This is a genomic window from Phaeodactylibacter sp., from assembly GCF_040219495.1.
Lineage (GTDB): Bacteria > Bacteroidota > Bacteroidia > Chitinophagales > Saprospiraceae > Phaeodactylibacter.
In genome coordinates this window covers 47,434-67,643 of the sequence record NZ_JAVJSK010000141.1, presented here as the reverse complement: position 1 = coordinate 67,643, position 20,210 = coordinate 47,434, and the positions used below count along the sequence as shown (strand labels likewise).

Sequence of the window (20,210 nt, the reverse complement as noted above, 5' to 3'; positions counted from 1 at the left end):
TGCATATAGCAGACCGTTACACTCACCACGACTGCCGGGAAAGCAGCCGTGAGCTAGCAACTAGTTTTACACTCTTCTTGTTTTCGTACATGTATCAAATGCAAACAGGCGCTTTGCGTGTCTTTATTTGATGGGGCAAAACTATCCTCTTTGGGGTTAAAAGTCAACGATTTGCCGATCCTTGCCTTTTTTTATCATCCCGGAGCTGAAGGTGTTACCACATGTAGAGAAAAAATATGTTTTGCAGGGGGTGGCAAATGTTCTGCATGAGCCCCATGATTCATAGTGCAAAAAGAATAATATACCTTATGCAGCAGGGCATTCAGTAGTTCGTACCGGCTTGCAGGGCCCTGATCTTATGTGGTCTTAACAAGTGTTAATGTTTTGTTAAGGAAATTAAGTTTACCTGCCTTCGAATGGGAAAAGCGAGTTCTTCTGGTGTCATTTTTACTGTAAAGGGCACTCAAATGGTAAGATAAAGGAAGTCTACAATGGAAATTCAGGTTATTGCGTTCGGCATTGCAAAAGATATACTCGGGGGCCATCAAATAACGATGGAACTGCCGCCTGCAGCAACCGTCAGCGACCTTAAGTCCAAGCTGATGGGCCAGTTCCCCGATTTCGCCAAATTGGCTGCTCTTTCTGTTGCCATCAATACAAGCTATGCGACAGACGATCAGGAAATAAGACCGAGCGATGAAGTTGTTATTATCCCTCCGGTCAGTGGCGGGTAGGTTGTCAGGGTCCTAAAAAAAGCTTAACTTTAATGAATCGGGTCTTGTCCAGCATGGCAAAATCCACCTACTCCCCACTGCCTATGCAGCCCATGGACATGTGCAGTAACAAGCTTTGGCAACACGCCCGTTTTCCTGATTGACACTTCCTCTCTATGAGGAATGAATACATGTATTGATCATGTCCATACTATGAGAAAAACAGTATTAATACTATTGGCTATCAGTAGCTTAGGTGTGCTGAATGCACAGCCGGCAAGTGTTGCCGCTCAGCATCAGAACCGGGCAGCTTCCCTGTTGCTGAATCAGGACTACGAGGCTGCTATTGAGGAATTGGAGCAAGCCGCAGGGTCTTATAAGGCTGCTCAATCCTGGCCCTACTATTTTTCCTGTCTAAATCAAATTACCCAGGCTCAGATTGAGTTAGGGCAGCTGGATGAGGCAAAGCAATCTGCCAAGAAAGCCCTTTGGCAAAGTATAGAGACCCTTAGCCGTGATAACGATGAAGCTGCAAAAGCAGCCCATAAGCTCGGGCAGGTTTACGAAGCAGCAGAGCGGTACGAGGATGCAATGGAGTGCCACCGCATGGCTTTTGATATTCGCGAGAACTTGTTTTCCCGAAGGCACCCCCAAACGGCTGCTTCCAATATTTTTATGGCGATCACTACTCGTAAACAAGGTGCCTACACCGAGGCTGCCGCATTCCTGCAGGAAGCGGAAGAAATTTTGACCCAATACTATGAAGCCGGGCACCCTGAACTTGCTAATGTTTGGGAGGAAAGAGGGATGCTCCTGGAAAAGAGGAATGAGCCTGCACAAGCCCGGGCGTCTTATCAACAGGCTATTGATATTCTAAAGGCCTTCCCCAATCAGTACCCGGAGGCCTTGGGGCGCATTTGGTGCCGGGTAGCCAGGTTGCTGCCTGAAGGGCAGCGCGCTCAGGCTTACCAAAGAGCCTACCACTTATTTGAAGCCAACGAGCGCATGCAAAACCTCTTCGCGGCTGAAGCGGCTCTGGAACTGGCTCAGGATGCACTGAAAGCCGGTCAGCCCGCTTTGGCGGTGCAAATGGCCAAACGGGCGCTGAGCAACCCTAATATCGATTTATCCGTAGCGCCCTTACTTGCAAAGGCTTATCTGTTGCTCGGTCAGTTCGAGCCCGCCCTTCTCCATTTTCGAGACTGGATCGGCTTTGCACCCAATGACCTGCAGTCAGAGGATTGGGCCAATGCTATAGAAATAGCTTTGTTGCATGGGCAGGCTCAAACCGCTCTGCAATGGAGTAAAGTGTACGCTGAGCGGTCAGAAGGATTACTCGCCAGGTATTTTGTGGCCCGTTCCTATGCTTTATTGGATAACCAAACGCGGGCGCAGCAAATTTTGCAGAAAATCAGCCGGTCTGAAGAACCAGGTAGTGTCAAAGCATTGGCAGAAGAAGTACTCGGGCAGTTTGATCTTGAAAACGGAGACACAGAATCTGCCATCTCGCACTTTGAAGCTGGGCTGGCGAAAGTATCAGGCGGCAGCTTGCACAAACTCAAACTGTTGGCTGTACTTGCTCAGACGCATACCTCACTAGCGCTGCAGGACCGTCACACAGTGGATAATATAAATGCGGCCACGGGCTACTATGGGGAATTGAAGATGCATTTAACTCAATTACAGGCCGTTCCGCTCACGCCTTTTGAAGCCGGATGGATGGAGCAGCACCTGGAGGGCCTGATCAGCAGCGGGATGCAGCACCTTTACCTGCGTCAACAGTACGCACGCCAGGATTTTTCGGTTGAAGAAGCTTATCTGTGGTTTGAAGGTGCCAAAATTGCGCTTTTGAATTTCCATACTCAGCAAAAACAATCTGCTCCCGCATATTGGAAATATCGGACCCTTCGGCTTGCCAGTCAGCACCCCTATTCAGAGGAGGGTGAAAAGCCTTCCTCTGCGATTGCACAGGCCTGGTCGCGAGCTCGCTCCGAACAAGCCGGGCAACTTCGCTACACCCTCTCCGAAGCCCTTTCGTTTGACGCGTTTCAGGGAGTGCTTTCATCGCTTGATCTAGGCTGCTATCATTATTGGAGGTCGGAGCGGTTCCTGTATGTACTGCAACTTCATGAAGGCTCCGGGCGGTTGTATCGTACAAGCTGGAGGGATAGTACGAACCGTACCATTCAAGACCAATTGTTGTTTTTTCCAGACTTACAGGCATTGAAAGAGGCGGGCACAGAGGGGGTGGTGGTGTTCCCCATCCATCAGCTATCTATGTACCCCTTTGGGCAGGTGCAGTTGGATGAGGGGCGCCTTGCGGGCTCCTTTGCCCTGTATCGGCATCTTTGCGCATCCTCTTTTGCTGCCGACCGGGCTACTGCAGCTCAGTTGCCGGGTGCGGATGCGCCAGCCTACTTCTTCACCAAAGCGGGCGTGGTTCCGGAAAAAGAGACTGCGGTAGCTTTGCCAACGAGCCATACGGCAGTGCATGGCTGTACGACCGAACTGGGCAACTGGCTGAAGGACGCCCAAGCCCTGAAAACCGCGCAGCAGCTGGATGGAATCATCAACGCCCGTATGCTGCTGTGTGCTGATGCAAATAGTGCTTTAGCCCTGACCGAAAACCAAGACCGTACATTCAGAACGAGGTACCTGGCATTGGATGGAGCCTACACGGACTTCTTCGGGAACAGTACGGAGGGGCTGCTCAACCGGGTTTGGTCTCAGCAACATTTTACAGGCACCTTTATTGAGCAGCAAGGGCTTTGCCAAACCCCTCAGGCCTATACCGCCTGGCTGGATGCCATGGCGTCAGCGACAAACCTGCAAAGGCAGTTGCAGTTACTCCAAAACCAACCGGGCTATGAAGTACTGCATAGTGTTCAGGCTTTCGGCGCACCATACGATCAGCCTGAAGAAAAACCGGCGCAAATTCCGGTCTTCTGGATTCTGGGCGGGGTATTCGGACTAATCCTGATGGGATTGTGGGTGCGTCGCTAAGAGCTTTTTTGGAGCGGTTTCATCATGAAAATCAAGGATTTATGGTTCTGGCAAAGTCACTAAATTTGAGTTTAGCGGGCTAAATGAAAATTTAGTGAGGAAGTCAGCGCTTGCCCCGCATTTCTGCGGGGTTCATAAAGCGTTGATTTGCAATAGTAATGAGCTCCAAACATGCGCTAAGCGATGAAACCGAGCGTTATGACAACAGCATTGCCTGTATTTCCTGATAGGCAACAATCGAGGATTCCGTATGCGCAGCGCAGGTTTCCCAAAGTTGCTGATTGAATTCCTGATTGTAAGTGATCGGTGAAGATTTGATAATCTGCCCGCGGAATAAATATTTTCCGCTCAGCCGCTCGTAATCATCAGACAGGGCGAGCCGTAGCAGGGTATTGATCGACTCTTCCGAAGTACGTTCCCAGAAGCGGGTAGCTAGTTTTACTGTCCAGTAAAGGAAGCTCGGTACCTGTTTTATCGTGGCCGGGTGCCGTGCTCCGGTCGAAAAAGCATGCACATCCACTCCTGTGCCGGCAAGGCGCCGGTTGAGTTCATAGGCCCAGGATAAGCGAGCCAGGGCTACCTGCCGCTGAGCATCCCGGATAGAGAAATTATACTTCAGGCCGGGGTCGCTAAAATTAATGGCCCCCAGGCGGTGAGATTCGTAGGTCAGGTTAAGCACCCGCGCGCCATCTGCTGCCATCAGCAGTGAACTCAGCTCATTCGTAAAAAGGTATGGCGCCAGTACGTTGTAGGCGAAGTTGCGCTCCTTTCCGCTGCCGGTAAGTTTCCGGATTGGGAAGTAGGCCTCCGCAAGGTTTAGCAGGACGTGAATCGCATGGTATTGATGTAAAATCTCATTCGCTTTCGCTTTGATGTCTTCCTGCGAGAACCAATCCACAATGATCAGATCAATGTTCGGGTTCTGGCTCTCTCCAATTAGTTTAACTCTCGCTTTTCGGGCCCGCTTTTGATGGTCACAGACCATCACGACCGTTGCGCCTTCCCGGGCAAGCCCGCGTGCGGCAGCGTAACCAAGGCCAGATTCGGCGCCCGTTACGAGGCAGATCATTTCTTCCATTTTTTTGTTGCTTACCGTTTACGCTAATGTTCATGGGCTTGCCTCCTGATAACAATCAGGACCGCAGCAATAAACTTTATTGAATCGCCAAAGCAATAGAGTTTTTGAACGTAATTTTGTATGCCCCTGAATCATTTTTCCCGCCAGCTCGCATCACGCCTGTCTGTGTCTCGTCGCCTGTGGGCTCTGCCCACCGGAGACCGAAGTATCGACACGCAGGCAGGTCTTCACCTTAGTAGCTACACGAAGAAAGGGAATTAAAGGCCCCTTTCTGAAGTCTAGGTTCCAGACGCTCTTAGATCTGACAAAAAACCTTGATTCATAAACTCTAATATAAAATTGTGATGGAGCGAAAATAAAGAGGATTGCCTGCCTATGGAGTGACTTTTGTCACCCAAACTGTAGATTAACGGCCATAAAGGGCTACTTTTTGTCGTAACGGTGCAAATCAAGGTCTTCAATAAGGTTGATGATTTTCTCAGCGTATTTGGGATCTGTGGCGTAGCCTGCTTTTTTCAATCCCCGCGCCCAGCCCTTGTAGTCATCCGCCGATAGTTTGAACAAAGGCTGGTAGCGGCTGCTGCGCTTCAGCAGTAAGCTGTGGGCGCGAAAGCTTTCCCAGGCACTTTTGTAAACTCTGAAAAAATCCTTGTGGCTGTCGTCAGTGAAGTTGCTGCAGTGCCCACTGGAGCAGCTTCGGGAGAAGCACTTCATCCCAAAGTGGTTGTTGTTGCGGGTGGCGAGCTTACTTTCTCCCACATTGCTTTCCAGCAGGCCCTGTGCCAGGGTGATACTCGCAGGGATACCGTACTTTTTCATTTCCAGCTGGGCCACTTTTGTAAACCGCTTGATGTACGCTTTCTGTTTGCGCCGTTTGAGGGAGCGGTCGGCAACGGCTTCTTTCCTGCTTTCGCCTTTGTTGTCAGCGGTGAGGTTGGAGTAAGTATTGGCGAGGTTGCTGACGTTGGCCCGGGGCGTACTTTTGGGCAGAGCAACTGTTTTTTTAGGGGCGGTTTTTTCTACCATAGAAGTATTCATAGGCTCAGCTTCAGGAGTCGGCATCCGGTAGGCCACCGTTTGCGCAGTAGGGTGGGGAACTGTCCGGGCTTGTACAACCGGAGCTAGCGGATTATTCAGCTGCAGGTCTATATCCATATCTTTCTGGTAAGCCATGTAAGCCGCTGCGCCCAGCAAGGCGGTTTTGAGCCAGTGTTTCTGAATAGTGAGGCTTACCTCTTGCCCTGCCCGGTGGGCCAGTTGCCGAATGGTGGAGTTGTGGAATACATTCATACTTATTGCGATTGAGCACCGGGTGGCAGCCTGCTTTCCGGCGGTTAAAACAAAATGATGCAACAAATTTAAAATAAGCTGTTTTAAAAACAAATTATTTTAAACATATTCTGTTTTTTTACTGCCCTCCCCAGGTTTTAAGAAGGCATTAACCAACTCCTGCTCAATTTTTAGGCTCTTATTATTGTTGTAGTCCTTGTGTCCAACTACCTTTGCGAAAATTTTCTTTACGGACGATCAAGTGATTCAATTCAAAAAAACAACATAATATGAAGTCATACCTTTTTTTCGCCGCCTTCTTGTTCCTGGCCCCTACGCTCACTATGGCGCAGAAATACGGCCACCTCAACTTTGGCAACCTCATCTCTTCGCTTGAGGAGACCAAAGCCGCAGACAGTGAGCTGGAGGCCTTCCAAAAGCAGTTGGTCACTAAAGGAGAAGAAATGGCTGCGAATTGGCAGAAAGAGGCACAGGCCTTTGCTCAGCAAGTACAAGGTGGCAACCTGACGCCAAAAACACAGAGCGAACAGCAGGCTAAGCTGGAACAAGAGCGCAATGAAATCCTGGCTTACGAGCAGGAGGTGTCTCAAAAAGTGCAGGCCAAACGGCAGGAACTCCTTGAGCCCCTCATTACCCGGGCTGAAACAGCCATTCAGGAGGTAGCCAAGGAAAACGGGTACACTATGATTTTTGATACGAGTGTATTCAACGCCATCCTCTTTGCTAAGGATAGTGATGATGTATTGGAATTGGTGAAAGCGAAGTTGTAATAAAGCCTTCTTTCCCGACTGTTCTAAAAAAGCCGCTACCGGGTTCTCTTCCCGGCAGCGGCTTTCTTGTTGTTCGGAGTTTGCAGCGCATCGCCCGGGCATTGGAGCTTCCGGCTTGCTATACAGGGCCATTGCCTGATGGGTTGGTTTGGAAGTGCTTGAACGTAAAAGTTCAGCAAGCTAAGGGCTTCAATGCGTGAAATACGCCCAACTATTCCGGCCGGGCTTCGCTTCCTGCCAAAATGCCTCCGTCAACGTGCAGCTCTGTGCCGGTGACGTACTTCGACTCATCGGTAGCCAGGTACAAGGCTGCGTAGGCCACATCTTCCGGCTCCCCAAATCTGCCCAGCGGAATACCGGCTTCCACCTCCCTGATGATTTTTTCGCGCTGCGGGCCATTCCCCAGCATCATATCCCACATCGGGGTCATGATGGCCGCGGGGTGAATGCTGTTGCAGCGGATGCCATACTTATGTTCGGCGCAGTAGAGGGCGACGCTCTTGGTGTGGTTGCGCACCGCCGCTTTGCTGGAGGCATAAGCTACTGCACCGGGGATGCCTACAATACCGCTCCGGGAGGAGATGTTGATGATGCTGCCACCGGTTGCTTTCATCAGTGCAATACCGTATTTGCAGCCCAGCATAGTGCCCGTGCTGTTCACCCGGTGCACGGTATCCCAGGTGTTTAGGTCAGCATGCTCGGGGTCAAAAGGGCCGGGCGCTTCCAGAAAACCGGTGATGCCAGCGTTGTTGACCAGGACTTGCAGCGAGCCGAAGTGCTCCCGAATGTAATGGTCCGCTGCCTGCCAGCCCGCTTCTTCCCCAACATCAAGATGGAGGTAGTGCGCCCGCTCCCCAAGTTGGCTGGCAATGGCTTGCCCTTCTTCATCGCGTATGTCTGTTAGCAATACCGTGGCGCCTTCCGCGTGGAAAACGGTAGCGATGGCTTGCCCGATGCCCCGGGCGGCACCGGTGATGAGGGCGGTTTTATTAGTGAGTCGTTGCATGTTTTTTCTTCAAAGGTAAAACACATAGGTGTCTGGAGCGTACGGGAATGAAAATCGGGACGCCCTGGGGTGCCAAATGGAAAGAAAGGGTTAAATTTATTGATCTGATAACTCAATACCCCATATTTTGTGAAGCTTGTCTACTCTTTTTCGTGGACAGCAGTATCGTGCTTCCTGCTCCTTTTCACGGGTTGTTGCAGTAATTATTGTGCCGATAGGGGTGGTGGTGATTATGTCTCTCCCCTGATTGAGTCCATGGAAGCCCACGGGGATTCGAAATCAGTAATGAAGAAATTTGGCGTGTAAGGATTTCTATGTTACGGGGAAGCGGTCAAAACGGCAGGCTGATGTGAAAGCAGGAAAGGGCTGCTACCCAATCCGTAATCCGTTGGGTACAGGTTGATCCGTATTGAGTAGAATCACGCCTCCGTCTTCGCCCACCGCACCCAATACCAGGCACTCGCTGACCATATTGGCAATTTGCTTGGGCGGGAAGTTGACCACCGCAATGACCTGCCGCCCGACCAAGTCTTCGGGGCGATAGTGGTCAGTGACCTGTGCAGAGGTTTTGCGCTCCCCCAGGACCCCAAAGTCAAGGTGAAGCACATAGGCTGGCTTGTGGGCTTTTTCATTAAGGTAGGCCCGCAGAACAGTCCCCACGCGCATTTCTACTTTGGTGAAGTCTGCCCAGGTTAGGTTGCGGTCTGATGTTGCTTGCTCAGGCATGCCGTATCGATGTTTTTAGCAAAAATAGGTTCCTGTCCGGAGATTTTAGCCCTATCGCTTCATTTGTTCCTGCAATGCGCGCCGGGTCTCGGTACTGTAGCTTTGCCAGAGCACCTTGTCCATGCGCCACTTCCCCCGGGCGTCTTGCGATAGCAATACGTAGTCAAAGCCCCAAATTGCACTGACTTTTGCCGAAGCGGTCTGACTGCCGATGTCGAAGATTTCGACCTGAACAGGAGCATTATTCGGAATGTGCCCCTTAAGGTTATAGCGGGCAGCAGTGTATACCAATTGCTGGAAGGTCATATCAGAATAACTCCATGCCCCGGACTTATCTGAATAGTAATGACCAGACTTTTGCAAAGTAGTGTCCGTGACTGCATATACCAAGCTGCTATCTACTTTGTAGATGGAGTGGACATAGTTGTTCAGGACTTCGCGGATTGCTTTTTCGTCCGCTGCCGGCAGGGCATCCATGAAGGCGTGTATGGATTTGAAGTAAAGCGCAGGCTGATCGATCCATCCGTAGTGCCCGCATTCCGGCATTAGCACCCAGGTGGAATTGGGGAAAGCATCCCGGGCAGCTTTCCCCGTTTGTGGTAAAATGACATCCTGTTCTCCCTGAATAATCAGGACCGGCTTTTGAAAAGCGGTGGCCGCCTCCCTCACATCGTACTGAATACGCTGCAAGTTCTGCCAGATCAGTTGATTGATTTGCCTGTTACTCTGCCCCAGCCGCTCAGCAACCTTCGGAGCGTACCGGTCGTCGTACAGATACGCGGTTGCCATGAAGGCAAGCCGCTTTTCCCGCACCCGCTCAGAGGTGTCGCCAGAGCTGAGCTGCGCTGTCCAGTACATGAAGGAGTCGCGCTGCACCTCCGTCATCTGCCGGGTGATATCATAGTTGGTCAAAAGACCGAGGTCAATACCACCGGAAGCCGAGGCGATCATCGCTCTGACCGCCGCCGGGTATTTTGCTGTGTAGTAATTGCCAAGAATGCCGCCGAAAGAATGGCCCAATACAGTCCATTCCTGATAGCCTAGGTGTTTACGCAGGGCTTCCAAATCAGCCGCCATCAGGTCCATGGTTATGTTTTCCGGGCTGACTTCTTTCATGTTGCTTTGCCCGGTGCCACGTTGGTCATAAAGGATAACCTGATAGCGCTCGCTGAGCGAAAGGGCTAAATCCTGAAAGCCATTGCTATTTAGGCCCGGCCCTCCGTTGATGATGACTACAGGCGCTCCTCCACCGTAGAGTTCATAGTAAATATCCACACCGCCCGCTGGCGCAAAGCCGGTCTTTGTCTGCGCAAAAAGGATAAGGCAGGGCAGCAGGGACAGGCACAAAAGAAAAGATCGCTTAGCCATAGGGAATGTTTTCCAGGAAGCTAAGCGATCTTATTGGAACGGAGCGGTCAAATCTTGCTAATTGCAATGAGTAGACCGCACTATTTCCAAAGTTTTGCCGGGTATTGGCCCTCTGTGGTCAATTTGGCGAAGGCCTGCTGCACCATCGGTTTGTCTTCCTGATAAGTGACGCCGTACCAGCGCTCCGCATTGGGGATGACGGTGAGGTTGATCTTGCCCTCATTGATCAGCCGGTTGATGACGAGTGGGATGTAAAATTCGGCCCGCGGCTTGTCCTGATTGTCTTTTACAAACTGAATGAATTGCTGACGGGTGGCTTCAAAAACATTGGGATGAAAGCCCCAGAAATTCATAGACACCAGAGCATCTGCACTGAGTGGGTATTGTGCGCCCTCTTCTTCGTAAACAATACCATTGGGCGTGCGCTGAATCTTGTGCCGCTCTACCACATCAGTCAGGTGGCCGGCTTCGTCTACCTCACACACACCCCGGTTGACGTGGCCGGCATCCGAGAGCGTCTTGTCCAGTTGGTAGCCGATCATGCTGTAGTGGTCCGGCGCGCATTGAGCCTTCAGGAAGTCCGCCATGGCTTTAAAGCTGCTGATGCCGTAGTAGTCGTCGGCATTGATGACGGCGAAAGGCTCGTTGATCTTGTCGTGGGCCACGAGTACCGCATGGGCTGTACCCCATGGCTTTTCCCGTTCCGGCAATTCATCTACCCCTTCTACAGGCGTATTGATGGCTTGAAAAGCGTACTCGATTTCGACCTGATCGTCAAATTTGCCACCAAACTTTTCGCGGAAAGCCGCTTCGATATCTTCCCGGATAACGAAGACGATTTTTCCAAAACCAGCACGGATGGCATCGTAGATGGAATATTCAATAATGACTTCTTCATTGGGTCCCAGTCCGTCGAGTTGTTTGAGCCCGCCGTAGCGGCTGCCCATACCAGCGGCAAGGATAAGCAAAGTTGGTTTCATGGATTTTTGCTGCGAATATAACGGGAATCTCTGGCTTTGCCATCCTGTAGGAGGATTAAACCCGGATGGGATTGGGCCGGGGCTTTACTTTAGCTTATCAAAAATAGAGTATTAGAGGAGTTGCTTTTCCCGCCGAATCAGCTGTACCATTTGCTCCACCCGCTGCTCTACCCGGTACCGGTGCCAAAGCAAGCCGCCGACCAGCGACAGGCAGCCAATGCCAAAGATGGTATTGCGGGAGCGTTCGATCAGGTCGGCGTGCATTTCGTAGAAGGGGCGTACCAGCAAGACTTCAATAGCTATGACCAGTGCAGCCAATAGGAAAAGAAAGATGGCAGTGGCTTTAGCACGTTCCAGAAAGACCGGCTCCATACGGCGCAGGCACTTTTTCAGAAAGCTGATCGCATCGGTATTGTAGGGGTCGATGCGGATGAGCTGCATCAGGACGTAGTGGCACTTTTCGTACTGCAGGCACTGAAAGTGAGAGGCCGCTTTCCGGAAAAGCAGTTGTTCGTAGAGGTTTTCGCCTGGCAGGCTTTCTACATTGTGCACAATGACTTCCTCTATGGCAACATCCACCATCAGCAAGTGTTTCTGGTGGAAGCCAACCTCAAACAGGCTGTTGACATAAGCAATCAACATCTCGAAGTACTCCTCAAAATCCAGTCCGCGGATGGTGTCCTCCCGGGCTTCATAGAAGTGGATAATGCGCCGGTAGTTGGCCGCATCGATCTCCTTGAAGTCGCGGAAGATTTTAGAATGATAAGTGGACTGATAAAGGGCCATTTATTTTGTGCGTTCTAAGGTGTACAGTACCGGTTTGCTCGGACTGGCATCAATTTCAAAGCTTGCAATTTGCAGGTTTAGTAAATATAATCCATCTCGGATAGAATTGTTTACATAAATCAGCTCTGTAATGGTGGAATGTGTGCGGGGCTGTTCCGGGTAGTTCCAGAATGCCCGGTGCCCGAGCAGCTGCCCACCGTCCTCTTCCCGGTCTACTGAAGGGAGGTCGAGTAGCAAATGCTCCACCTGCTGCTCCACCAGATAACTGATAGCACTGTGGTGGAGGTAAGGCGGATTGGCACCCGAATAGTTGGTGATCATCTTAAGGTCATCATTGGGCAGTGTGCGGATGAGCAGGGCCGGTGTGGGCGGGTGCTCGTCCAGTAAAGCTTCGAGCTGTTCCCGGTAGATGACCCGGTCGCCCTGCTCATTTTTGGTGGGGAAGACGCTAATGAGCCGGGCCGCAAAGTGGAACTGCTGCAGGCATTGATTGATGGTGTAGGCCTCCCTGGCAATGTGCCCAACGCATTCGGTGTGAGTCCCGTTGCCGTGTGGCGTGAGGCGCACGGTCAGGAAGTTGACCGGGCCGCCCTGTTGAGTCGAGCCAATGAAGTCACCGGCTACCACCGGGCCATGCTCCATAGGCGGGGCATAAAAGCAATTGACCGTTTCCAGCCCCGCTTTGAGCGGAATGGCAACATCGAGTGGGTGTTGTAAGTCGGCTGTGTAGCTCAGGCCGTGCAGTTGCAAAGTGGTTTGCATGGTCATAGTGTGGTTAGTCATCATTGCGGGTGTCAGTACCCCAGGCCAGTTTGTGGCGGATGGTATCCATGAAGCTCACATCATGGAGCTGTACCAGGCGGATGCCAAAGTCATTCTTGCGCACCCCCAGCTGATGAGCGGCGGTGATGGTTTCAAAGCGGGAGTCCAGGGTACAGAGAAAGTTCTCTGCCCGCCCTTCGATCTCAAAGGAAATCACAGAGTCTTCCGAGATGACGATAGGGCGTACATTAAGGTTGTGAGGCGCTACGGGGGTGAGGACGAAGTTGCCGGAGTTGGGGAAGATGATCGGGCCGCCGCAGCTTAGGGAGTACCCGGTGGAGCCGGTTGGTGTCGCCACGATGATGCCATCAGCCCAGTAGGAATTGAGGTAAGCGCCATTGATAAAGGTATGGATCGTAATCATGGAGGAGGTGTCCCGCTTGAGCAGTGTGATATCATTGAGCGCGAAGCGGATTTCCCCAAAAATCGGGAGGTTGGACTCGAGGTAGAGCATGGAGCGTTCTTCGATGCTGTACATGCCCCGTTTGAGCAGCTTGATGGCGTCGTGGATGCGCTTTTTCTCAATACTGGCCAAAAAGCCGAGCCGCCCAAGGTTGATACCCAGAATCGGCACTTTGCTATCGCGGATGTGCGTAGTCGCTGCCAGGATGGTCCCGTCCCCTCCCAGGGTGATGCAAAAGTCGAACTTGTGTGTGGAAAGATCAAGGTAGCCGCCAAAGGTGCCTACCTGTGCCGGCAGGCGGATTTCCCCTTTCAACTGCTCCAGGTAGGGGGCATAGACATAAGCACGGATGCCCTCCTCGTGCAGGGCATCGAAGAGGTGCTGAATGTGCGGTATGTCTTTCTCTTTAAGGACTTTACTGTAAACGACTACTTGCATTTGCTGGATTGATTCTAAAAACGCCTGGCAATTGAAGGCTTGGCACCATTTATTCGGACCAGTCGCACTAGTGGATGGAGGCGTAAATATTTGACAGTCAAAGACCGGGCACCAGAAAGGGCTCAAGCGTGAAAATACTATCAAATAATTCGGTCTAGTCGCACTAGATATTCATGCTGAGGTGTAAAAATAACCCTTTTTCCATCAAATCGTTGAAGCTGTACTGTATTTGGATGACTTTATCGTAGTAGAGCACGATATCGAGCCCGATACCGCCGCCCCAGAGCAGGCGGTTGCTGTGTATATTGTCGGCGCGGGCGTAAGGGCTGTTGACGTAGCCCAGGTCATTGTTGAGCGAAAGGAGCAGCCGGATAGGCATGCGGCGCAGTTGTTGAATGGGCATTAGTTTCCCAAAGTTGAAGTTGTACTCGGCAAAGCGGAAGCGTAGGCTCGACTTGCCCATTGCCATATCCATGCCATCAATCACGTAGTATTCCCACCCCCGCATCGTGTGCCGGCTGAAGCCCAGCCCCCGGTTGTCCTGATAGGGCTGACGGGAGCGGATGATGGACAGCTTGGTGCGCATCTCCATGCCCAGGCTCCAGCGCTCGCCCCAGGGGATGTATTTTCCGTAGCCGGTGAGCAAGGTCAGCCCGGAGCGTTCGCCGTAGATCCCCAGCCCTTCCTTGATCAGGCTGCCGTAGCAGAAGGAGCCGGACCAGGGGTAGGGGGCTACATCCCGGTTTTCGTGAAAGTAGTCGTACCGTAAGGCAAAGTAGCGGATGCGGTGCCGCCCGTCAAGGAGGTAGTCCGGGTTGAGGTCAAGGGCAATTTCGTCCCCAATGCGTTTTTGCGTGAAGCTAAGTTCCAGATCGTGGTAGGATTGCAGCTGTGGCCGATAGGTAATGCCCGCCTCCCCGGTGAACCGCTCGTAAATGAAACCCTCTTCCGACCGGAAAAACTGCTGCCGGCTATCGGTCGTACGGTAATTGATCTCCCGGTTGCGCCAGTAGCCCACTCCGGCGAAAGCGCCCAGGGTTTGGGCTTTGTTGAGGTAGGGCAGGCTGTAGGACAGGGCGTACTTGCGCGTGTAGCCATACTTGACTGACCCCTTAAGCTTGTCTTTGCGCCCGGTGAGGTTGATGTGGGCGAAGTCCATCCCGTAATTGGTGCGGTCAAGCGACCGTTTCTGGTCTACCCACCAGACATTGAAGTTGCGGTCGGCCAGCTCAAACACCGGAATAGGGTAGAGGTACCACATCTCTTCCACCGTCACCAGCAGCTGTACTTCATTGGTTTCCCCTTTCCAGGCCTGATAGCTGATCTGTGCCCGGTTGAACAGCCCGGTGTTCATGATCATCTGCTCAGACCAGGTAATCTTCTCCGGTAATTCCTCCAGAAGAATCGTATCTCCCTGCCGGATGGACATTTCCCGCAGGATGATCTCCGATAGCGTCTGCTTGTTGCCGGTCACGGCGATGGAGTCGATGTACACCACCTCCCGGTCACTGCTCCATGCGTTGAAGCAGCTCACCAATCCCACAGTAAGCAAAAGAAGACGGATCATGATGGACGGTGTTCCCTGGGGTATGCGTAGTTTTCTGTTTAGAGCTATGCATTTCGGATACGATCCGGTTAGCATTTTTCTGAAGCACTCAATTTAAAAGGTTTTAGGTAGGAAACAAAAATAAATAAGTAGCGGGTAAGGTAGCGGGCAGAATTAAAAAAATCCATCTGCCTTGCACTTTTGAAGGGAAAAATGTAAATTTAACAATGTTAAACACAAAAGCGCACTCTAACTAACCCGTTTTACGCAGTTCTGTCTGATCATCAGATTGGCATCAAACTAAATTAATTGCATGAATCCAGGAATTGGGCTTTCAAAGGGTGTGAGAACACTCGTTGAGTTGCTCTTGCACTGCCTTTGCCGGGATTGTACTTGTGCAGTGGCATAAAAAAGAATCGCGCAAACCCCTAAATACCAGAGATGATGAAACTAATCGCTCAACTTCAACACTTAGACCGCCTGGATGACCTGATCCGGCGCAAAGCCACAGGCTCCTCTGCTCAGCTTGCGGCCCGCTTTGGCTGCAGCCGTCGTACTATTTATAACTATCTGAAAACGCTGAAAGGACTGGGGGCCGAGGTCGTCTACTGTGACAAACGCCGCTCTTATTATTACGAAACGCCATTGCCGGGAAGCCTGCACGGGCTGCTTTATCCGGATGAAGCGGGATCGGAGGAGTGAATTGGTGGGCTTTTTCGCCAAAAACTTCAAAAAAAATGGTGGAAAAGTGCGAGAGTGCAAAATTTTTGCACAAACGGGGTTTAAATTTAGGCTGGACGCACTAGGCTCCTGATTACACCCACGATACAAGCGGTGGGCTCACTTTTTAAATGAAAAAACATGATTAAGCACACATTATTCTGGATAATTCTAATCTGCGCGAGCGTGAGTACACAGGCGCAGGAAATAGACCTAAGGTTTGGCGCAGGAGGTTCCTTTTTAGGCACAGGGGACATGCGCGCCATTATGCTGGAAAACGAAGCTAACCTCAAATTGAACCGGTACTTTGCGTTGAGCGGGGGATTGGGTTTCGGTACGAGCAATGATGGCGCTCTTGATCAGGCTTCCTTCCTACAGTTAAATGCCAATGTCTATATCTCACCATTTAAAAACGCAGGCAGAAATGACTTCAGGCTCGGAACAGGGCTGAGCTGGTATACGGTTTCAGAAAGTTACAATGCCTTATCGATTTCTCATACTGGAGAAATTGTTGATTCAAAGCTGCAGTCCGATCAACGTAACGCATTGGGCTTCAACCTGATCATCGAAAACACCTATGCTGTGACGGAACGGCTGTTGGTGGGGCTGAAGGCCTTCACACAACCTTATCAAAATGGGGATATAAATTCTGGTATTCTGTTGAAATTTGGGGTGAAGCTCTAGTGGCTCAACTTTTTATTGAGCAGAAAAATTTTCAGATTTCTGAAGGGGTCGAAATAGTGTGTATATGTGACCTTACACATTCAAATAAGCCATCAAAGAGTCATAACGGTCGCGCAACGTATCCAGGTATTCGATTTCGTTGAAAGAAGCTTTGATATCATACTCGTAGCGCTCGAAAGTAGCCAGGATGTTCTGAATGTTCTGCCGGTTGATCTTCAGCGTGACATCCACCCGGGTAGAGTCCAAATTGGTGGTAATGAAAGAGCTGAGAATCGCGGCATTCTCAGACTCCACGATTTGTGCAATCTGTGAAAGCTGGTAATCGCGGCGGCTTATTTCGAGCACGATGATACTACCGGGTTCAGAGAAAGGGGCGGTCCGGGAAAAGTACTGCAGCACATCTTCCATCGTGACCAGCCCGATATAGTTTTCATCTTCATCTACTACCGGGATGAGGGTAAGGCGGTACTCGGAGATCAGGCGCAGTATTTCGTAAAGGTGGTCATTGTGATGTACGTAGGGGCGCAGGAGCGAAAGCTGATAGGAGCCCACTGGCTCGCGTACATCGTGCTCCAGGATATCCTCTTCGGAAATCAGTCCCAAGAGCTGTTTGTCATTCACAATGGGCAGGTGCCGGACGTAGAATTCATTCATGAGACCTAACGCCGTTTCTCCGGTCTCGGAGGTCCGCAAGGGGATAATGCTGTTTGAAATGAGCTGTTGGGCCGTCATGATTGTTGTCGTTCTATTTCATAAGTTAAAACGCAATTTTGCGAAACCTGTTGAGCCGAACGAGTGATTTGTACTTATTGTGACAAATTCATGGTGCGTTTACCCCAGCAGTCTTTTTTTCTGCATAGCAAACTCCTCTTCCGTCAGCAGGCCTTTCTCCCGCAGTTCGCCCAATTGCTTGAGCTGTTCGAGGAGATGAGAGTGGTCTTCCACTTCTTCTTCAGCGGGCATTGCCTGTTTATTAGATGATGCAGGCGTGGCGGACGCTGCCTCGTTGCCCGGCAGGCGGAAGCCATTTTGAGCAAAAGCCTCATACTCGTCCTGTATGCGCAGGTAGGCGAGTTTGTCGTGCGCTTTGATTTTTTGGAAGTCAGTAAATCCGAATTGCACCGCTGCATCCAAGTGCTTGAAAGCCGCTTCCGGCTGTTCGCTGATGGAGTACGCACAGGCAATATTGAAATGCGTGGCGATATCGCGTGGCTCAATCTCTAATGCTTTTCTGAAATCGGCAATCGCGCCGCTGTAGTCGTAGTCTTTGAATTTCTGTACGCCAGTCGTTTTGTAAGGGTTGTTTGGCTTCTTCGCCTGTGGGGCGCCACGCTGAGCCGCTCCACGTTTTTTGGGCCGGTAATAGCTGCGCTCCCGCCGCGACTCCCGCCGGCGCTCGTAGCGTTCCATGCGGCGCATCGCCTCGTCATCGCGGTAGTCGTAGCTGCGCTGCTGTTCCTGCCGGTACAGGAACTCCCGGTTGTACTTGCGGTCAAACTTCTCATTGTCCATAGAGAAAAACGCAATGGCATCAATCAGCCCCACAATCCACATCACCGGGAACCAGAAAAAGAGCAGATAAAAAATACCCAGCCCGGTTTGGCCCAGGTAAAACCGGTGAACACCAAGACCGCCCAAAAATAATGCGAGTATGCCTGCTACGTTCTTTTCCTTCATGCTTGAAATTGCAAGTGCGCTACCGTTGTGATAGGTGCTTCGAAATATCATGATTATTTATTTAACATACAAAGTTGGGCAGAAGTTATGTTGCTACAGCTTGTAGCGCCATTTCTTTGGACGAACCGGTGTGAACTTCAGACTTACGGGGGGCAACTTGTTCTCCGATGAAGATGTTTCCAGACTTTATGAAACCCATTGCCAAAAAGGCGCTACCTTTGCGGCAACTTCTTTTTCCTCCTAAACAAAGGGCACACAGCCATGAGCGATCAGATCAAACACGAGTGCGGGATAGCGATGATCCGCCTGCTCAAACCGCTTGATTATTACCATAAAAAGTACGGTACGGCCTTCTATGGCCTGAATCAACTGCAACTGCTGCTGCAAAAACAGCGCAACCGCGGGCAGGACGGTGCCGGTATGGCTACCATCAAGCTCGATGTGCAGCCGGGCAGAAAGTACATCAGCCGCAAGCGTAGTGTAGCATCCAATTACCTGGATGACCTCTTCCAACAAGTGCACCGCCATTTTAAAGACCTCACACCAGAACAGCTCAATGACCCCGTGTGGCTTAAGGAAAATAAACCCTACGTCGGCGAGCTCCTGCTCGGTCATCTCCGCTACGGTACACACAGCAACAACGGCGTGGAAACCTGCCACCCTTTCCTGCGGCAGAACAACTGGATTACCCGTAATCTCCTCGTGGCCGGCAACTTCAACCTGACTAACGTCGATGAGCTCTTCCAGGAATTGGTAGAACTGGGGCAGTACCCCAAGGAAAAATCGGATACCGTCACCGTACTGGAAAAAATCGGCCACTTCCTCGATGATGAAGTGCAGCGCCTGCATACCTGGTACAAGCCCGATGGTTATTCCAATCAGGAAGTAAACGAACTGATTTACGAAAACCTGGATATTCAGCGGCTGCTGCGCCGCGCCAGCAAGAAATTCGATGGCGGCTTCGTCATGGCAGGGCTTATCGGCCACGGGGATGCCTTTGTACTGCGCGACCCAGCCGGCATCCGACCTGCGTTCTACTATAAAGACGACGAAATCGTAGTGGTCGCCTCAGAGCGGCCTGCCATTCAGACGGTCTTCAACCGGCATGTCGATCAAATCCATGAGTTGAAACGTGGCCATGCCCTGATCGTGAAAAAGGATGGCCGCATCAGTGAGGTGCCTTGTATGGACCCGCTGGACCGGGCTGCCTGCTCCTTCGAGCGCATTTATTTCTCCCGGGGCAATGACCGTGATATCTATTTGGAGCGTAAACAACTGGGCCAGCAGCTGACCGAAAAGGTATTGAAGGAAGTGGACTACGACTTCAAGCATACCGTCTTTTCCTTTGTGCCCAATACGGCAGAAACCGCCTTCTACGGCCTAATGGAGGGCCTCACCGACCGCCTCAACGAAATCAAGAAGGAAAAAATCCTGAAAAAGGGCAAAGAGCTCAAACCTGATAAGCTGGAGAAAATCCTGGCGATGAAGCCGCGCATGGAAAAGCTGGTGGTCAAGGATGCCAAGCAGCGGACTTTTATTGCCGATACGACTTCCCGGGAAGCTATGGTTGCCCACGTGTACGACGTGACCTACGGCATCGTCAAAAATGATAAAGACACCCTCGTATTGCTGGATGACTCCATTGTGCGCGGTACCACCCTGCACGATAGCATCATTCAGATCGCCTCCCGCCTGCGGCCAAAGAAAATTGTGATCGTTTCTTCTGCTCCGCAGATCCGGTACCCCGACTGCTACGGCATCGATATGTCGAAGATGAAGGAATTCGTGGCTTTCCGGGCGCTCGTCGCCTTGCTCAAAGAAAACGACAAGGAACACTTGCTGCAGGAAGCCTACGAGCGTTGTAAGGTGCAGGAGCACCGACCCAAGGAAGAAATTACGAACGAAGTACAGGCGCTTTACGATGAGTTTGACTACGAGACGGTTTCGGAAAAAATTGCTGAGATTGTTTCCCCCGAAGGCATAAAACCGAAAATCAAAGTCATTTATCAGACGGTTGAAGGTTTGCAGGAAGCCTGCCCCAACAACAACGGCGACTGGTATTTTTCGGGCAACTACCCCACGCCCGGCGGCAACCGGGTGGTCAACCGGGCTTTTATCAACTTTATGGAGGGCCGGGATGAGCGCGGGTACGATTAATTACCACCGGTCCAATCAATAAAAAAAATCCCGGGATGCAGGT

General features: G+C 51.3%; 18 protein-coding genes. 6 read left to right on the top strand and 12 right to left on the bottom strand.

Translation table 11 applies throughout. The features are described 5' to 3' along the window. Positions 1–491 precede the first annotated feature (491 nt). Positions 492–734 (top strand): MoaD/ThiS family protein, encoded by a 243-nt coding sequence (locus tag RIC19_RS22975; protein ID WP_350180731.1) that lies wholly within the window; start codon positions 492–494, stop codon positions 732–734. Between the two features lie 192 nt (positions 735–926). After that, entirely contained in the window at positions 927–3,716 is a 2,790-nt protein-coding gene (locus RIC19_RS22970; RefSeq protein ID WP_350180730.1) for a tetratricopeptide repeat protein, read from the top strand. A gap of 196 nt (positions 3,717–3,912) precedes the next feature. Here RIC19_RS22970 and RIC19_RS22965 read toward each other — a convergent pair whose 3' ends face one another. Both RIC19_RS22965 and RIC19_RS22960 read right to left on the bottom strand, forming a co-directional pair. Next, a complete protein-coding gene (locus tag RIC19_RS22965) occupies positions 3,913–4,794 on the bottom strand; it encodes an SDR family NAD(P)-dependent oxidoreductase (protein ID WP_350180729.1) in 882 nt (293 codons plus the stop codon). A 423-nt stretch (positions 4,795–5,217) separates the two neighbouring features. Further along, positions 5,218–6,084 (bottom strand): glycoside hydrolase family 73 protein, encoded by an 867-nt coding sequence (locus RIC19_RS22960; protein ID WP_350180728.1) that lies wholly within the window; start codon positions 6,082–6,084, stop codon positions 5,218–5,220. Positions 6,085–6,353: 269 nt separating this feature from the next. Between RIC19_RS22960 and RIC19_RS22955 the strand changes: the two genes are divergently transcribed. Further along, positions 6,354–6,854, top strand: a complete 501-nt coding sequence (locus RIC19_RS22955) for an OmpH/Skp family outer membrane protein (protein WP_350180727.1) — start codon at positions 6,354–6,356, stop codon at positions 6,852–6,854. A gap of 211 nt (positions 6,855–7,065) precedes the next feature. Here RIC19_RS22955 and RIC19_RS22950 read toward each other — a convergent pair whose 3' ends face one another. The 8 genes from RIC19_RS22950 to RIC19_RS22915 all read right to left on the bottom strand — a co-directional run bounded on the left by RIC19_RS22950 (position 7,066) and on the right by RIC19_RS22915 (position 14,950). Beyond that, on the bottom strand, positions 7,066–7,860 hold the full coding sequence (locus RIC19_RS22950; protein ID WP_350180726.1) for a glucose 1-dehydrogenase: 795 nt from the start codon (positions 7,858–7,860) through the stop codon (positions 7,066–7,068). Between the two features lie 369 nt (positions 7,861–8,229). Beyond that, entirely contained in the window at positions 8,230–8,586 is a 357-nt protein-coding gene (locus tag RIC19_RS22945) for a tRNA-binding protein (protein WP_350180725.1), read from the bottom strand. A 51-nt stretch (positions 8,587–8,637) separates the two neighbouring features. Then, positions 8,638–9,954 (bottom strand): alpha/beta fold hydrolase, encoded by a 1,317-nt coding sequence (locus RIC19_RS22940; RefSeq protein WP_350180724.1) that lies wholly within the window; start codon positions 9,952–9,954, stop codon positions 8,638–8,640. An 80-nt stretch (positions 9,955–10,034) separates the two neighbouring features. Then, the gene (locus tag RIC19_RS22935; RefSeq protein WP_350180723.1) at positions 10,035–10,934 is read right to left on the bottom strand and encodes a nucleotidyltransferase family protein; all 900 of its coding nucleotides are present in this window, start codon (positions 10,932–10,934) and stop codon (positions 10,035–10,037) included. A gap of 111 nt (positions 10,935–11,045) precedes the next feature. Continuing rightward, entirely contained in the window at positions 11,046–11,720 is a 675-nt protein-coding gene (locus tag RIC19_RS22930) for a hypothetical protein (protein WP_350180722.1), read from the bottom strand. Further along, entirely contained in the window at positions 11,721–12,482 is a 762-nt protein-coding gene (locus RIC19_RS22925; protein ID WP_350180721.1) for a cyclase family protein, read from the bottom strand. It lies immediately after the preceding gene. Between the two features lie 13 nt (positions 12,483–12,495). Then, the gene (locus RIC19_RS22920) at positions 12,496–13,383 is read right to left on the bottom strand and encodes an NAD kinase (RefSeq protein WP_350180720.1); all 888 of its coding nucleotides are present in this window, start codon (positions 13,381–13,383) and stop codon (positions 12,496–12,498) included. Between the two features lie 163 nt (positions 13,384–13,546). Then, the gene (locus RIC19_RS22915; protein WP_350180719.1) at positions 13,547–14,950 is read right to left on the bottom strand and encodes a POTRA domain-containing protein; all 1,404 of its coding nucleotides are present in this window, start codon (positions 14,948–14,950) and stop codon (positions 13,547–13,549) included. A gap of 420 nt (positions 14,951–15,370) precedes the next feature. On the opposite strand from RIC19_RS22915, the gene RIC19_RS22910 reads away from it, so the two are divergent. Together RIC19_RS22910 and RIC19_RS22905 are read left to right on the top strand one after the other, a co-directional pair. Beyond that, on the top strand, positions 15,371–15,631 hold the full coding sequence (locus RIC19_RS22910; protein WP_350180718.1) for a helix-turn-helix domain-containing protein: 261 nt from the start codon (positions 15,371–15,373) through the stop codon (positions 15,629–15,631). A gap of 159 nt (positions 15,632–15,790) precedes the next feature. Further along, positions 15,791–16,333: a hypothetical protein gene (locus RIC19_RS22905; protein WP_350180717.1), complete on the top strand. Its 543-nt coding sequence runs from the start codon at positions 15,791–15,793 to the stop codon at positions 16,331–16,333. 72 nt (positions 16,334–16,405) lie between these two features. On the opposite strand, the gene RIC19_RS22900 is transcribed toward RIC19_RS22905, so the two are convergent. Both RIC19_RS22900 and RIC19_RS22895 read right to left on the bottom strand, forming a co-directional pair. After that, a complete protein-coding gene (locus RIC19_RS22900) occupies positions 16,406–17,065 on the bottom strand; it encodes a CBS domain-containing protein (protein ID WP_350180716.1) in 660 nt (219 codons plus the stop codon). A 99-nt stretch (positions 17,066–17,164) separates the two neighbouring features. Further along, positions 17,165–18,010 carry an NINE protein gene (locus RIC19_RS22895; RefSeq protein ID WP_350180715.1) on the bottom strand — a complete coding sequence of 282 codons (846 nt, stop codon included), beginning with the start codon at positions 18,008–18,010 and terminating at the stop codon, positions 17,165–17,167. Positions 18,011–18,271: 261 nt separating this feature from the next. On the opposite strand from RIC19_RS22895, the gene RIC19_RS22890 reads away from it, so the two are divergent. Further along, positions 18,272–20,167, top strand: a complete 1,896-nt coding sequence (locus RIC19_RS22890) for an amidophosphoribosyltransferase (protein WP_350180714.1) — start codon at positions 18,272–18,274, stop codon at positions 20,165–20,167. Positions 20,168–20,210: the final 43 nt, after the last annotated feature.

Coding starts and splice junctions, on each gene's coding strand:
- RIC19_RS22975 (WP_350180731.1), top strand. CDS start 492: ATGGAAATTCAGGTTATTGCGTTCGGCATTGCAAAAGATATACTCGGG.
- RIC19_RS22970 (WP_350180730.1), top strand. CDS start 927: ATGAGAAAAACAGTATTAATACTATTGGCTATCAGTAGCTTAGGTGTG.
- RIC19_RS22965 (WP_350180729.1), bottom strand. CDS start 4,794: ATGGAAGAAATGATCTGCCTCGTAACGGGCGCCGAATCTGGCCTTGGT.
- RIC19_RS22960 (WP_350180728.1), bottom strand. CDS start 6,084: ATGAATGTATTCCACAACTCCACCATTCGGCAACTGGCCCACCGGGCA.
- RIC19_RS22955 (WP_350180727.1), top strand. CDS start 6,354: ATGAAGTCATACCTTTTTTTCGCCGCCTTCTTGTTCCTGGCCCCTACG.
- RIC19_RS22950 (WP_350180726.1), bottom strand. CDS start 7,860: ATGCAACGACTCACTAATAAAACCGCCCTCATCACCGGTGCCGCCCGG.
- RIC19_RS22945 (WP_350180725.1), bottom strand. CDS start 8,586: ATGCCTGAGCAAGCAACATCAGACCGCAACCTAACCTGGGCAGACTTC.
- RIC19_RS22940 (WP_350180724.1), bottom strand. CDS start 9,954: ATGGCTAAGCGATCTTTTCTTTTGTGCCTGTCCCTGCTGCCCTGCCTT.
- RIC19_RS22935 (WP_350180723.1), bottom strand. CDS start 10,934: ATGAAACCAACTTTGCTTATCCTTGCCGCTGGTATGGGCAGCCGCTAC.
- RIC19_RS22930 (WP_350180722.1), bottom strand. CDS start 11,720: ATGGCCCTTTATCAGTCCACTTATCATTCTAAAATCTTCCGCGACTTC.
- RIC19_RS22925 (WP_350180721.1), bottom strand. CDS start 12,482: ATGCAAACCACTTTGCAACTGCACGGCCTGAGCTACACAGCCGACTTA.
- RIC19_RS22920 (WP_350180720.1), bottom strand. CDS start 13,383: ATGCAAGTAGTCGTTTACAGTAAAGTCCTTAAAGAGAAAGACATACCG.
- RIC19_RS22915 (WP_350180719.1), bottom strand. CDS start 14,950: ATGATCCGTCTTCTTTTGCTTACTGTGGGATTGGTGAGCTGCTTCAAC.
- RIC19_RS22910 (WP_350180718.1), top strand. CDS start 15,371: ATGATGAAACTAATCGCTCAACTTCAACACTTAGACCGCCTGGATGAC.
- RIC19_RS22905 (WP_350180717.1), top strand. CDS start 15,791: ATGATTAAGCACACATTATTCTGGATAATTCTAATCTGCGCGAGCGTG.
- RIC19_RS22900 (WP_350180716.1), bottom strand. CDS start 17,065: ATGACGGCCCAACAGCTCATTTCAAACAGCATTATCCCCTTGCGGACC.
- RIC19_RS22895 (WP_350180715.1), bottom strand. CDS start 18,010: ATGAAGGAAAAGAACGTAGCAGGCATACTCGCATTATTTTTGGGCGGT.
- RIC19_RS22890 (WP_350180714.1), top strand. CDS start 18,272: ATGAGCGATCAGATCAAACACGAGTGCGGGATAGCGATGATCCGCCTG.